The sequence below is a fragment of the Vibrio sp. AIC-3 genome, from assembly GCF_013114515.1.
Classification (GTDB): Bacteria; Pseudomonadota; Gammaproteobacteria; order Enterobacterales; family Vibrionaceae; genus Vibrio; species Vibrio crassostreae_C.
In genome coordinates this window covers 253,397-267,118 of sequence record NZ_VTXG01000001.1, presented here as the reverse complement: position 1 = coordinate 267,118, position 13,722 = coordinate 253,397, and the positions used below count along the sequence as shown (strand labels likewise).

Annotated in this window: 13 protein-coding genes and 1 riboswitch; of the genes, 11 read left to right on the top strand and 2 right to left on the bottom strand. The window is 45.4% G+C overall.

What is annotated here, in order from left to right; all coding sequences use genetic code 11:
* Positions 1 to 64: 64 nt before the first annotated feature.
* The gene (locus tag F0229_RS01150; RefSeq protein WP_017062178.1) at positions 65 to 952 is read right to left on the bottom strand and encodes a YvcK family protein; all 888 of its coding nucleotides are present in this window, start codon (positions 950 to 952) and stop codon (positions 65 to 67) included.
* 194 nt (positions 953 to 1,146) lie between these two features.
* Positions 1,147 to 1,299: riboswitch (molybdenum cofactor riboswitch) on the top strand.
* Here F0229_RS01150 and moaA point away from each other — a divergent pair.
* The 11 genes from moaA to F0229_RS01095 all read left to right on the top strand — a co-directional run bounded on the left by moaA (position 1,288) and on the right by F0229_RS01095 (position 11,437).
* The gene (gene moaA / locus F0229_RS01145) at positions 1,288 to 2,277 is read left to right on the top strand and encodes a GTP 3',8-cyclase MoaA (RefSeq protein ID WP_009848642.1); all 990 of its coding nucleotides are present in this window, start codon (positions 1,288 to 1,290) and stop codon (positions 2,275 to 2,277) included. It overlaps the preceding riboswitch by 12 nt.
* Before the next feature lie 86 nt (positions 2,278 to 2,363).
* Positions 2,364 to 2,876, top strand: a complete 513-nt coding sequence (moaB, locus tag F0229_RS01140; RefSeq protein ID WP_004734027.1) for a molybdenum cofactor biosynthesis protein B — start codon at positions 2,364 to 2,366, stop codon at positions 2,874 to 2,876.
* A 12-nt stretch (positions 2,877 to 2,888) separates the two neighbouring features.
* The gene (gene moaC / locus F0229_RS01135; RefSeq protein ID WP_004734026.1) at positions 2,889 to 3,368 is read left to right on the top strand and encodes a cyclic pyranopterin monophosphate synthase MoaC; all 480 of its coding nucleotides are present in this window, start codon (positions 2,889 to 2,891) and stop codon (positions 3,366 to 3,368) included.
* Positions 3,365 to 3,610, top strand: coding sequence for a molybdopterin synthase sulfur carrier subunit (gene moaD / locus F0229_RS01130; protein ID WP_171732074.1), 246 nt, complete (start codon positions 3,365 to 3,367; stop codon positions 3,608 to 3,610). Before moaC ends, moaD begins: the two co-directional genes overlap by 4 nt.
* A 2-nt stretch (positions 3,611 to 3,612) precedes the next feature.
* Positions 3,613 to 4,068 carry a molybdopterin synthase catalytic subunit MoaE gene (gene moaE, locus F0229_RS01125; protein ID WP_017062176.1) on the top strand — a complete coding sequence of 152 codons (456 nt, stop codon included), beginning with the start codon at positions 3,613 to 3,615 and terminating at the stop codon, positions 4,066 to 4,068.
* 652 nt (positions 4,069 to 4,720) lie between these two features.
* Positions 4,721 to 6,352 (top strand): ABC transporter substrate-binding protein, encoded by a 1,632-nt coding sequence (locus tag F0229_RS01120; protein ID WP_171732073.1) that lies wholly within the window; start codon positions 4,721 to 4,723, stop codon positions 6,350 to 6,352.
* 112 nt (positions 6,353 to 6,464) lie between these two features.
* Entirely contained in the window at positions 6,465 to 7,385 is a 921-nt protein-coding gene (gene oppB, locus F0229_RS01115) for an oligopeptide ABC transporter permease OppB (RefSeq protein ID WP_017062174.1), read from the top strand.
* Between the two features lie 15 nt (positions 7,386 to 7,400).
* A complete protein-coding gene (oppC, locus tag F0229_RS01110; protein WP_017062173.1) occupies positions 7,401 to 8,303 on the top strand; it encodes an oligopeptide ABC transporter permease OppC in 903 nt (300 codons plus the stop codon).
* 42 nt (positions 8,304 to 8,345) lie between these two features.
* The gene (locus F0229_RS01105) at positions 8,346 to 9,317 is read left to right on the top strand and encodes an ABC transporter ATP-binding protein (RefSeq protein ID WP_012603544.1); all 972 of its coding nucleotides are present in this window, start codon (positions 8,346 to 8,348) and stop codon (positions 9,315 to 9,317) included.
* The gene (gene oppF, locus F0229_RS01100; protein ID WP_017062172.1) at positions 9,314 to 10,300 is read left to right on the top strand and encodes a murein tripeptide/oligopeptide ABC transporter ATP binding protein OppF; all 987 of its coding nucleotides are present in this window, start codon (positions 9,314 to 9,316) and stop codon (positions 10,298 to 10,300) included. The genes F0229_RS01105 and oppF overlap by 4 nt, the downstream gene beginning before the upstream one ends.
* A 198-nt stretch (positions 10,301 to 10,498) precedes the next feature.
* Positions 10,499 to 11,437: a glutathione S-transferase family protein gene (locus F0229_RS01095; protein ID WP_171732072.1), complete on the top strand. Its 939-nt coding sequence runs from the start codon at positions 10,499 to 10,501 to the stop codon at positions 11,435 to 11,437.
* An 81-nt stretch (positions 11,438 to 11,518) separates the two neighbouring features.
* On the opposite strand, the gene pta is transcribed toward F0229_RS01095, so the two are convergent.
* Entirely contained in the window at positions 11,519 to 13,684 is a 2,166-nt protein-coding gene (pta, locus tag F0229_RS01090) for a phosphate acetyltransferase (RefSeq protein ID WP_050633749.1), read from the bottom strand.
* Positions 13,685 to 13,722 lie beyond the last annotated feature (38 nt).

The following is a 13,722-nucleotide window of genomic DNA, read 5'->3' as shown; positions in this document are numbered from 1 at the left end:
TATTACTGAGATTAAAAAAGGAGCAGCATGCTCCTTTTTTGTTGTTTGTCGCTTGAACCTATGGCTACGCCAACTGGGCTTCAATGGCTTGTTGAAGCTTCACACGGTCGTGTCGCCAATCTCGGTTTGCCGATGCAAGATCTGTGGTCACACAATTCCATTGCACTTCTAGTTCCGGGTGAGGTTCATTGCCTAACACGATGTCTATTTTCCTTGCCTTACAGGTACGTTCACACCACTCCAATTGCTCTTGAAGCGTCATTTTCCCTGCGGGACCGTGCTCTGGTGAAAGGTTTTCAACGAAGATAACTTTTGCCTTGGTGTTCTCAGAGATTGCTTTGCCAATCTCTGGAAGGAGAAGAGGGGGCATCACACTGGTTAAAAAGCTTCCAGGGCCAAGGACAATGCAGTCTGCTTGCTCAACGGCAGCAACGGCTTCTTTGGTTGCTGGCACTTCTGGAGACAAGTCCATCATGCGCAGCTTTTCCGTCATGTCATCAACGTTGGTTTCGCCGGTAACCCAGCGGCCGTCCATTGATAGAGCCGTGAGGTCTGAAGGATGCTCAGTCATCGGCACGATATTGACATCGACCTTGAGCATATTTCGAATCAGGTTAATTGCTTCCAATGGGCGAACGGAAAGGTTGTCTAACGCCGTCAGCATTAGGTTACCCAAGTTATGACCGTCTAGCTCACCTTGACCACGAAAGCGGTATTCGAACATCATCGAACTGATTGAAGGCTCTGTGATTAATTGGTTGATACAGTTGCGTGTATCTCCCCATGCGATGCCACCTTGGCAATCTCTAATACGTCCGGTGGAACCGCCGTTATCTGTCGTTGCAACAATGCCAGTTGCGTTGTTACCAAAGTCTTTTAATGCAGCTAACATGCGACCTAAGCCATGGCCACCGCCGATTGCTACGACTTTCTTTGAAGAGTAAATATTCATTTATTGTTCTTGTTAGGTTATTACCAACTATAATTTAGGTTAAATGCTTCTCGCTATATACTCAACAAGAGTTATTTTGAGCGTTTGATACGTTTTTTTTGCCGATGTGACCCGTTTTTTACCATCAGAGCTAGATTCACGTACAAATATTAAGTATTTTATTACTCAGCTACTGCGCGTGTGAATATAACGCTCAGTTGCCATAACTCCGAGCTCTCGCATGCTAAGTCGCACAGTGGTATTTGCTGTACCGATACGCATCAAGAGCCAGTGACATGTTGTCACAAGGGCTTAATTGGAAATGATTATGCCTCCCGTGTTTGGAAAGGTGTTCCGTGGCGCAACAATTCGAAGATAGATTCCATCGCAAGTTTTATTACTTGCGCTTGTCGGTTACAGACGTCTGTAACTTTAAATGTACTTACTGCTTGCCAGATGGTTACAAACCGTCAGGGCAAAAAAACTCGTCTTTTTTAAGTGTTCCCGAGATCAAACGCGTTGTTAAAGCGTTTGCAGATTGTGGTACCTCAAAGATCCGCATTACAGGCGGAGAGCCGAGTCTGCGTAAAGACTTTCCTGAAATCATACATACCGTTGCTTCTACTCCAGGCATCGAAAAAGTAGCCACCACAACGAATGGCTACCGCATGGAGAAACAAGTAGGGCAATGGCGTGATGCTGGTTTAACCCATATAAACGTGAGCGTGGATAGTTTAGATTCGCGCATGTTCCATCAGATCACTGGTGAGAATAAGTTTACTGAGGTTATGCGAGGCATTGATAAAGCGTTTGAGGTTGGCTTTGAACAAGTCAAAGTCAACGTCGTATTAATGAAAGACCTCAATAGTCAGGAATTACCAGCCTTCCTTAATTGGATCAAAGACAAACCTATTCAATTACGTTTTATCGAGCTGATGAAAACCGGCGAGATGGACGAGTTGTTCGATAAACATCATGTGTCTGGCGTTGCGATTCGCAACCAGCTTATTGCTAATGGTTGGCTGTTAAAAGTCAAAGCCGTTAACGATGGCCCGGCGCAAGTGTTTGTCCACCCAGACTACAAGGGTGAAATTGGTTTGATCATGCCTTACGAGAAAGACTTTTGTGAGAGTTGTAACCGACTGCGCGTTTCTGCGACCGGTAAACTTCACTTATGTCTGTTTGGCGACCATGGTGTTGAACTGAGAGATCTGATTCAAGAAGATCAACAAGAGCAAGAACTCATTGATCGAATTCAGGCTCAGCTTCAAACCAAGTCCGTTAGCCACTTCTTACACGATGGCAACAGCGGCATGACTCCAAACTTGGCGTCAATCGGCGGTTAACCCGCTACACACTCTAAAGCATTTTATCGCTCAGCTTCTTCAGGCTGGGCGAATCAGTCTAATGAAAAATTTATATAGGTGAACAAATGGGTCACGCAGAAAGCAAATTCCAAGCAGCAAACATCGCAGTACTAACGGTTTCAGATACTCGTACAGAAGAAAACGACACTTCAGGCGGTTACCTAGCAGAGCATGCTAAAGAAGCGGGTCACAACGTGGTTGATAAGCAAATCGTTATTGATGACATGTACAAGATCCGTGCGATCGTATCTAAATGGATCGCTGATGAAAGCGTACAAGCTATCATGATCACGGGTGGTACGGGTTTCACTTCTCGTGACAGCACGCCTGAAGCGCTTAAGCCACTGTTCGACAAAGAAGTAGAAGGCTTTGGTGAGCTATTCCGTCAAGTATCTTACGAAGAGATCGGTACTTCGACAATTCAATCTCGTGCGATTGCGGGTTTTGCTAACCACACGGTTATCTTTGCGATGCCAGGTTCTACAGGCGCTTGCCGCACCGGTTGGACTAAGATCATCAAGCAACAGATGGATGCTAGCCACCGTCCTTGTAACTTCATGCCACACCTTTCTGTATAAGGCGGTTTGAGTATGAGCCAATTTACACACATTAACGCGTCTGGCGAAGCAAACATGGTCGATGTATCGGCTAAAGCGGAAACAGTACGTGAAGCGAGAGCGGAAGCCTTCGTTCAAATGTCGGCAGAAACGCTAGAGCTGATTGTCTCTGGTAGCCACCATAAAGGTGATGTTTTCGCAACGGCACGTATTGCGGGTATTCAAGCGGCGAAGAAGACGTGGGATCTGATTCCCCTGTGTCACCCTCTGCTATTAACTAAAGTAGAAGTGCAGCTTGAAGCTATCGAGTCTGAAAACAAGGTTCGCATCGAATCTGTTTGTAAGCTTGCGGGTAAGACGGGCGTAGAGATGGAAGCGCTAACGGCTGCTTCTGTGGCTGCGTTAACGATTTACGATATGTGTAAAGCTGTTCAGAAAGACATTGTTATCGAAAACGTGCGCCTGCTAGAGAAGACAGGTGGTAAATCTGGTCACTTTAAGGTGGAGTCATGATTACAGTACTTTTCTTTGCTCAAACTCGTGAACTTGTTGGTGTGGACAGCGTTGAAGTTGATGCACAATTTAAGACGATTGAAGCGATTCGTAGTCATCTTGTGACACAAGGAGGCAAATGGGATATCGCATTGGAAGAGGGGAAGCTTCTGGCTGCACTTAACCAATCAATCGTACCTCTGACAGCTGAAGTGAAAGACGGCGACGAAGTGGCTTTCTTCCCACCAGTGACTGGAGGCTAAGCATGGATCCAAGAGTATTAGTGACAGCTGAGGACTTCTCGGTAGGCGACGAATACGACTACTTGGCTCAAGGTACAGCTGCCGGAGCGATTGTGACGTTCGTTGGTAAAGTTCGCGACATGAACCTTGGCGACAATGTGATTGGTTTGTCTCTGGAGCACTATCCGGGTATGACAGAAAAATCACTGAGCGAGATCTGTGACCAAGCTGAGGCTCGCTGGCCTATTCAGAAGATGCGTGTTATCCACCGTGTAGGTGACTTAGATATCGGCGACCAGATTGTTTACGTTGGTGTATCCAGTGCACACCGTGGTGCTGCATTTGAAGCCTGTGAATTCGTTATGGACTTCCTGAAAACCAAGGCTCCCTTTTGGAAAAAGGAACGCACGACCGAAACGACGCGTTGGGTTGATTCTCGTGATTCAGACACGAAAGCAGCGGAACGCTGGGAGAAGTAATTTCTCTTAAAGTGATGTTGCTTCAGCATTTGCTCATTTGTATATGAGACAGTCAAAAACCGACCACTTAGGTCGGTTTTTTTGTACCTGCTATAAATCTATTTATAGATAATCATTGATTTGACAAATGATAATTCATTGTGGTTGCATATAAATTCAGCGCGTAATTTTGTCTTAATTGGTGCATTGGATAACCCGGTTTGGTGCAGAGCATTATGCTGTCTTGTATAAAGTGATTATCCTCACAAATAGTGTAGACGGTTTAGGTGATATGTGATGTGCAATTAGATTTCATGTGGCATTAATGTTAATTTGCGCTCAGTGTTCTAGCATAAGATGCTAAAAAAAAGTATCAACACAGATACATCAACACTAAAGGCTGTTTTTTAATTAATCCCTCTACGCAAGTCACTACTGATTTGGGGTTTTTTAGATATTTACACTGATACCTTAAGTATTTCGGAGAATTATCCGATTTTTTGCGACTTGTTTGTGGCAAATTACTTCAATGGTTGATAGTGTGTGCCTCAATCTTTGTAAGGTTTTAGATTTTTATGCTTAAATTTTGAGCTAAATAAATCTAAATCACTGCCGTTCAGTGAACCAAGCAAAGAAGTCATGGATGCAATACATAAAACTTGGAGTTTATTAAATGTACAAGAATAAAATCACTCAGGCCCTTCTTCTAGGTGCTGGTTTGGCAGTGGCTGCCTCTTCTACTCTTTCTATCGCTGCTGAAGTTCCAGCAGGCACAGAACTGGCAAAAGTTCAGGAACTTGTTCGCGGTAACGGTACTGAAGTTGCAACTATCGACCCACACAAATCTCAAGGTGTACCAGAATCTCACGTAATTCGTGATCTTCTAGAAGGCCTAGTGAACCAAGACGGCGACGGCAACACTATCCCTGGTGTTGCGGAAAGCTGGGAAACGACAGACAACAAAACATTCACTTTCCACCTACGCAAAGGCGCAAAATGGTCTAACGGCGATCCTGTAACAGCTCAAGATTTTGTATACAGCTGGCAACGTGCAGTTGATCCTGCAACGGCTTCTCCATACGCTTGGTACATGGAATACACCAAGATGGCGAATGCGAAAGATATCGTAGCGGGTAAGAAAGACAAGAGTGAACTAGGCGTTAAAGCAGTGGATGCAAACACTCTAGTTGTTGAATTAGAAACAGCGGTACCATACTTCGTAATGATGATGGGCCACACAACAATGAAGCCAGTACACCAGGCAACTGTTGAAAAATACGGTGACCAGTGGACTAAGCCAGAGCACTTTGTTGGCAACGGTGCATTCTCTGTTGATAAATGGGTTGTTAACGAGCGTCTAGTACTCAAGCGTAACGAACAGTACTGGGACAACGATAAAACAGTTCTTAACAAAGTAACGTTCCTACCAATCGAAAACCAAGTAGCGGAAATGAACCGTTTCCTATCTGGTGAAATCGACTTCACAAACGAACTGCCAACTGAGCACTTCAAGCGCCTTCAAAAAGAGCACGCTGAAGATGTATCTGTAGCGGGTAACCTATGTACTTACTACTACATCTTCAACACGAAGAAAGCACCGTTTGATGACGTTCGTGTTCGTCAAGCAATCTCTTATGCAATCGACCGTGATATCGTAACAGGTGCAATCCTAGCGCAAGGTCAAAAACCTGCTTACTTCCTAACGCCTGAAATCACTGCTGGCTTCAACCCTGAGCTACCTGCTTACGGTAAGATGTCTCAAAAAGAGCGTAACGCAGAAGCAGAGCGTCTTCTTGCAGAGGCGGGCTACGGTAAAGACAACCCACTTAAATTCAACCTACTTTACAACACTTCAGAGAACCACAAGAAGATTGCTGTAGCACTAGGTTCAATGTGGAAGAAAACACTAGGTCTTTCAGTAACACTTGAAAACCAAGAGTGGAAAACATACCTATCTTCTAAAGACTCTGGTGACTTCGAAGTTGCACGTGCCGGTTGGTGTGGTGACTACAACGAAGCGTCTTCTTTCCTAACACTAATGAAGAGTAACAACACGACTGGTGGTGTTCACTACGATAGCGCGGCTTACGATCAAATCATCGACAAAGCACTTAACTCTACTTCAGAAGAAGAGCGCGAAGCACTTTACCTAGAAGCTGAGAAGTTGATGGCTAACGATATGCCAATCGCTCCTATCTACCAATACGTGAAATCTCGTCTACTTAACCCGCATGTCGGTGGCTTCCCAATCAACAACGCGGAAGACAAGATCTTCTCGAAAGACCTATACATCAAAGCTCAATAATCAGCTTCGATTCAAAAGTTAATATAAATATAACGATACAGGCACTACATGCGCAGGGCGCGCATGTAGCGTCTTTCTAATTTTAATTGTCACAGACTGAAAGAGTGAGTTTATGCTTAAATTCATTATGAAACGGATATTTGAAGCGATTCCAACCATGTTGGTGTTGATCACTATATCTTTCTTTCTTATGCGTTTCGCACCGGGTAACCCGTTTTCAAGCGAGCGTCCATTACCGCCAGAAGTTATGGCTAACATCGAAGCTAAATACGGCTTGGATAAACCAGTATTTGAACAATACACCACGTATTTGACAAATATCTTACAAGGTGACTTCGGTCCCTCTTTTAAATACCAAGATTACACAGTAAATGAGCTGATCGCGGTTGCACTTCCAGTATCTGCGAAGGTAGGTTTCGTTGCCTTTATCTTCACACTATTGATGGGGGTCACCGTCGGGACGATTGCCGCCTTGAAGCACAATACCTGGGTCGACTACACCATAATGTCGACCGCCATGCTCGGGGTGGTGATGCCATCCTTCGTGTTGGCACCGGCGCTTATTTACCTTTTCTCCCTGCACTGGAACATATTCCCAGCAGGTGGTTGGCATGGCGGTACATTTATGTACATCGTGCTGCCTGTTATCGCGATGTCTCTTCTTTACGTAGCAACCTTTGCTCGTATTACTCGCGGTAGCATGATTGAAACGCTAAACAGTAACTTTATCCGAACTGCGCGTGCAAAAGGTCTAAGCTACCGTTATATCATTCTAAAACATGCACTTAAGCCAGCAATGCTACCTGTTGTTTCTTACATGGGACCTGCGTTCGTAGGTATCATCACAGGTTCAGTTGTTGTTGAAACCATCTTCGGCCTACCAGGTATCGGTAAGCTGTTTGTTAACGCCGCGTTTAACCGTGACTACTCGCTAGTAATGGGTGTAACCATCTTGATTGGTTTCCTATTCATCTTGTTCAACGCAATCGTTGATATTTTGCTAGCGCTTATTGACCCGAAAATTCGCTACTAACAGGGACGCATGGTTATGTTGAAGAAAAAAGAAAATTTAGAAGCGATCGAAAAGTTCTCTGAGAGCTTAGAGATTGAAGGTCGTAGTTTGTGGCAGGACGCGCGTATTCGTTTCATGCGAAACAAAGCTGCGATGGTGAGTCTGTTCATTCTTACGCTTATGGTACTGGCAGTTATCTTCTTACCAATGCTGGCTCAGTACACTTATGATGATACTGACTGGTACGCAATGCACGTTGGTCCGAATGCGGATCACTGGTTTGGTACCGATAGCTTAGGTCGTGATTTGTACGTTCGTACTCTTGTCGGTGGCCGCATCTCATTGATGGTTGGTGTGATGGGTGCCTTCGTAGCGGTACTGATTGGTACGCTTTACGGTGCAGCTTCAGGCTTCATCGGCGGTCGTACTGACCGAGTGATGATGCGTATCCTAGAGATCTTGTACGCAGTGCCGTTCATGTTCCTAGTAATCGTACTGGTAACGTTCTTTGGTCGTAACATCGTCCTAATCTTCGTTGCTATTGGTGCGATTGCTTGGCTAGATATGGCGCGTATTGTACGTGGTCAAACGTTGAGCCTACGTAGTAAAGAGTTCATTGAAGCTGCACACGTATGTGGTGTAAGCAAATGGAAGATCATTACACGTCACATCGTACCGAACGTACTGGGTATCGTAGCGGTTTACTCTACGTTGCTTATTCCAAGCATGATCCTTACAGAATCATTCTTATCTTTCCTTGGTCTTGGTGTTCAAGAGCCTATGACAAGCTGGGGCGCATTGCTTCAAGAAGGTTCGCAAACAATGGAAGTTGCAATCTGGCAATTGACATTCCCTGCGGCATTCATGGTAGTTACGCTGTTCTGCTTTAACTACGTAGGTGATGGTCTGCGCGACGCGCTTGATCCAAAAGACAGATAACGAAATAGCAATTAAAAGCTATAAAAGATTAAGGAAGCAATAATGAGCTTATTAGATGTCAAAGATCTGCGCGTCGAATTTACCACGCAAGATGGTATCGTAACCGCAGTAAACGACTTGAACTTCTCACTTAACCAAGGCGAAACGCTGGGTATTGTTGGTGAGTCGGGTTCAGGTAAATCACAAACGGTATTTGCACTGATGGGGCTGCTGGCTAAAAACGGCATCATCTCAGGCAGTGCAAAGTTTGAAGGCAATGAAATCCTCAACCTGCCTGAAAAAGCGCTGAACAAGGTTCGTGCTGAACAGATCGCAATGATCTTCCAAGATCCAATGACGTCACTGAACCCTTACATGAAAGTAAGTGATCAGTTGATGGAAGTACTTATGCTGCACAAAGGCATGGGTAAAGCAGAGGCGTTTGAAGAATCAGTACGCATGCTTGAAGCGGTTAAAATCCCTGAAGCACGTAAGCGTATCACCATGTACCCACACGAATTTTCTGGCGGTATGCGTCAGCGTGTGATGATCGCAATGGCACTGCTCTGTCGTCCTAAATTACTTATCGCTGATGAACCAACAACGGCACTGGATGTAACCATTCAAGCGCAAATCATGGAATTGCTGAACGAACTTAAAGATGAGTTCAATACGGCAATCATCATGATCACCCATGACTTGGGTGTTGTTGCTGGCTCATGTGACAAAGTACTTGTGATGTACGCGGGTCGTACAATGGAGTACGGCACGGTTGATGAAATCTTCTACGAGCCAAGCCACCCATATGCGGAAGGCCTGCTTAAAGCGATTCCTCGTTTGGATACCGAAGGTGAAATTCTACCGACGATTCCAGGTAACCCACCTAACTTACTTCGCCTACCAACAGGTTGTCCTTACCAAGACCGTTGTCACCGTGTAATGGACCGTTGTAAGCAAGAAGCACCGATTTTGCAGCCATTTGCTAAAGACCGTCAGCGTGCTTGTTTTTCAGATTGGGAGACTTGGACAAAATGAGTAAAGAATTACTATTAGATATTAAAGACCTGAAAGTTCACTTTAGTATTGCAGCTAAGTCTGCTTGGCCTTGGGCAAAACCATCAAACCTTAAAGCGGTTGATGGTGTTGATGTTCACCTTTACGAAGGAGAGACTCTGGGTGTAGTAGGTGAGTCTGGTTGTGGTAAGTCGACTTTTGCCCGTGCGATTATCGGCTTGGTTGAAGCGACTGAAGGTCAAGTGATGTGGTTAGGTCAAGACCTAACTAAGATGCAGGAAGTGAAGCGTCGTGAGACTCGTAAAGAGATTCAGATGATCTTCCAAGACCCGCTAGCATCGCTTAACCCACGTATGTCAGTAGGCGATATTATTGCTGAGCCTCTAGAGACTTTCTTCCCTGAACTTTCTAAACAAGAAGTGAAGGACAGAGTTAAAGAGATGATGGCAAAGGTTGGTCTACTACCCAACGTAATCAACCGTTACCCTCATGAATTCTCTGGTGGTCAGTGTCAGCGTATTGGTATTGCACGTGCGCTTATCTTGAAACCTAAGATGATCATCTGTGATGAACCTGTTTCTGCACTGGATGTATCTATCCAAGCTCAAGTAGTTAACCTTCTGAAGGAGCTACAAAAAGAGCTAGGTTTGTCTTTGGTATTCATCGCGCACGATTTGTCGGTTGTTAAACACATCTCTGATCGCGTATTGGTGATGTACCTAGGTAATGCGGTAGAACTTGGCGAATCAGATGCATTGTTCTCTGATCCTAAGCACCCATACACCAAAGCGTTGATGTCTGCAGTTCCAATTCCAGACCCACGCTTAGAGCGCAGCAAAACCATTCAGATGTTGGAAGGTGATCTCCCATCGCCAATCAATCCGCCATCAGGTTGTGTGTTCCGTACTCGTTGCCCACAAGCAACGGAGGCGTGTGCGCAAACTAAGCCAACGATTCAAGGCGATGACGTTCACGCAGTATCTTGCTTGCACGTACAAGTCTAGAGCCTATTTAAAACGGTTCAGCCTGTGACAGGCTTAAGCGCGACTAGTTATTAGAGTCGCGCTTTTTTTGTCTTAGGCTTATTGGTTCGCTCAACAAGCTTCATCAAAATATTCGAACAACTAAGCCAACTTCTTCTAGTTTTGAAAAAGTTGGCTTTTTTTATACTAGAGAAAAGTTTCGATGACAGAGGTTTGGATATGGGTAAGTTAGTTGAAGGTGTTTGGCACGATGTGTGGTACGACACCAAAGAAAGCGGTGGTAAGTTTGTTCGTGAAGATGCGGGCTTTCGTCACTGGATAGAGAACAAACCGGGCGCGCAGTTTGAGCCTGAAAGCGGCCGTTATCACTTATACGTATCATTGGCTTGCCCTTGGGCGCACCGAACCCTTATCTTCCGTGAGCTGAAAGACCTAACCGATCACATTGACGTGACGGTTGTTTGCCCAGACATGATGAGTGAAGGTTGGCAAATGGGGTTACCTGAACCTCTATTTGGCCATACCCGCATGCACCAAATCTACACTCAAGCCAAGCCTGACTACTCGGGTAGAGTAACGGTACCTGTGCTGTGGGATAAGAAAACCAACACCATTGTGAGTAACGAGTCGTCTGAAATCATCCGCATGTTCAATTCAGAATTTAATGAGTTAACAAGTAACACCGATGATTACTACCCATGGGAGTTGTCCAAGAAGATTGATGAGTGGAATGATTATATCTACCCGAACATCAACAACGGCGTTTATCGCACTGGCTTTGCGACAACACAAGAAGCGTACGAAGAAGCGTATGACGCCTTGTTTGAAGCCTTAGACAAAGTAGACGCTCACCTTAGCGAACATCGCTATTTAGCGGGTAGCGAGATTACAGAAGCGGATTGGCGGTTGTTTACGACCTTGGTTCGATTCGATGCTGTGTATGTGGGTCACTTCAAGTGTAACAAGCAGCGAATAGCGGACTACGCAAATATTCAGGGTTATCTAAAAGAGCTGTATCAGATCGAAAGCATCAAAGAGACGACCGATTTCTATCATATCAAGCGTCACTACTACTACAGCCACACTGGTATCAATCCGACTCAAGTGGTACCCAAAGGGCCAGAGCTAGACTTAGAATCGCCACATGGCCGAGGCTAGGGTTACCAGTCAGTTCCTTTACTCCAGACATAAAAAACCCTAGATAAACATCTAGGGTTTTTGCTTTCTACTAAAGAAAAATTAGTTAATTACTTTTTCTTCAGCTTGAGCAGCTTGGTCTGCTTGGATAGCCGTTAGAGCTACTGTGTAAACGATATCGTCTACTAGAGCGCCACGAGACAAGTCATTTACTGGCTTGCGCATACCTTGAAGCATTGGACCGATAGATACTAGATCTGCTGAACGTTGTACCGCTTTGTAAGTCGTGTTACCAGTGTTTAGGTCTGGGAATACGAATACAGTCGCTTTACCAGCTACTGGAGAGTTCGGTGCTTTAGAAGCAGCAACGTTTTCCATGATAGCAGCATCGTATTGTAGAGGACCGTCGATCACTAGATCTGGACGTTTCTCTTGAGCAAGCTTCGTCGCTTCACGTACTTTATCTACGTCTGCACCCTTACCAGATTCACCAGTAGAGTAAGAGATCATAGCAACGCGTGGGTCGATACCGAATGCAGCAGCAGAATCTGCAGATTGGATAGCGATTTCAGCAAGCTGTTCAGCTGTTGGATCTGGGTTGATCGCACAGTCACCGTATACAAGAACTTGATCAGGCAGAAGCATGAAGAAGATTGAAGATACGATAGAAGCATCAGGAGCCGTCTTGATGATCTGGAACGGAGGAACGATTGTGTTCGCCGTTGTGTGAACAGCACCAGAAACTAGGCCGTCAACTTCGCCAGCTTCAAGCATCATAGTACCTAGGAATACTGAATCTTCTAGCTTCTCACGAGCAACAACTTCAGTCATACCTTTAGCGCCACGAAGTTCTACTAGACGAGCTACGTAGTTTTCGCGAACTGATGCAGAATCGATGATCTCAACGCCAGCGCCAAGCTCAACACCTTGCTGTGCAGCAACGCGACGGATTTCTTCAGGGTTACCTAGAAGTACACACGTTGCGATACCGCGCTCAGCACAGATAGCCGCAGCTTTAACTGTACGTGGCTCATCACCTTCAGGAAGAACGATGCGCTTAGCCGCTTTACGAGCAAATTCAGTTAGCTGGTAACGGAATGCTGGTGGGCTTAGACGACGGATGCCTTGAGTACCTTCAGATAGAGAATCAATCCAAGGGCCATCAATGTGGCTTGCAACGTGATCGTTAACGAACTCGATACGCTCTTTATCGTCTGCAGGAACTTCTAGGTTGAAGCTCTGTAGGTTTAGAGATGTCTGCCAAGTGTTACCTTGTGCTTTGAAGATCGGTAGACCTGAAGCGAATGCTGGTGCACAAAGGTTAGCAATGCTTTCTGGGATGTCGTAACCGCCAGTCAGTAGGATTGCGCCAATCTCAACACCGTTTTTCGCAGCAAGAGCCGCAGCAACGATAACGTCAGGACGGTCTGCAGAGGTTACTAGCAGTGAGCCTGGTTTAAAGTGCTCAATCATGTGCGGTAGAGAACGTGCACAGAAAGTGATGCTCTTAATACGACGAGTCGCGATTTCACCTTCGTTGATGATTTCAGCGTTAAGGTGCTTAGCCATATCAACCGCACGAGTTGCGATTAGGTCGATGCTCCATGGCACACAGCCAAGAACACGGATAGGGCTAGAGTTGAAGATTTGCATTACTTCAAGGTTCGCTTGCTGAGCTGTATCTGCATCGTCGAAGATTTCAGATAGGTCAGGGCGAGTACGGCCAGCTTCATCAACAGGAGCGTTAAGCTTGTTAATGATTACGCCTTTGATGTTCTTGTTCTTAGTACCGCCGAAGTTAGAACATGCTACTTCGATACGCTCTTTAAGTTGCGTAGGGTTGTCAGTACCAGGAGTCGCAACGAATACGATCTCCGCGCCAAGTGTCTTCGCGATTTCCGCGTTTACTTGGTTAGCAAATGGGTGCTTACGAGTAGGTACTAGACCTTCGATTAGCGTTACTTCTGCGTCTTTGTTGATCTTGTTGTATTGTTCAACAACAGACTCAAGAAGTACGTCCATTTTTTCGCTACCGATCAAAGCTTCAGCTTTAGTCATTGCGATTGGTTCACCAATCTTAATGTCGCTGTTTACGCTGATAATAGTAGACGTTAGATCGGGTTGATCACCACCGCTGCGAGGTTGAGCGATTGGCTTGTAGAAAGAAACACTTACGCCCTTACGCTCCATAGCGCGAAGAACACCCATGCTTACACTAGTAAGACCAACACCAGCGCTTGTAGGGATAAGCATAATAGTACGTGACATTGACGAACACCTTTGACTATTGGAAATAAAAAAAGCTC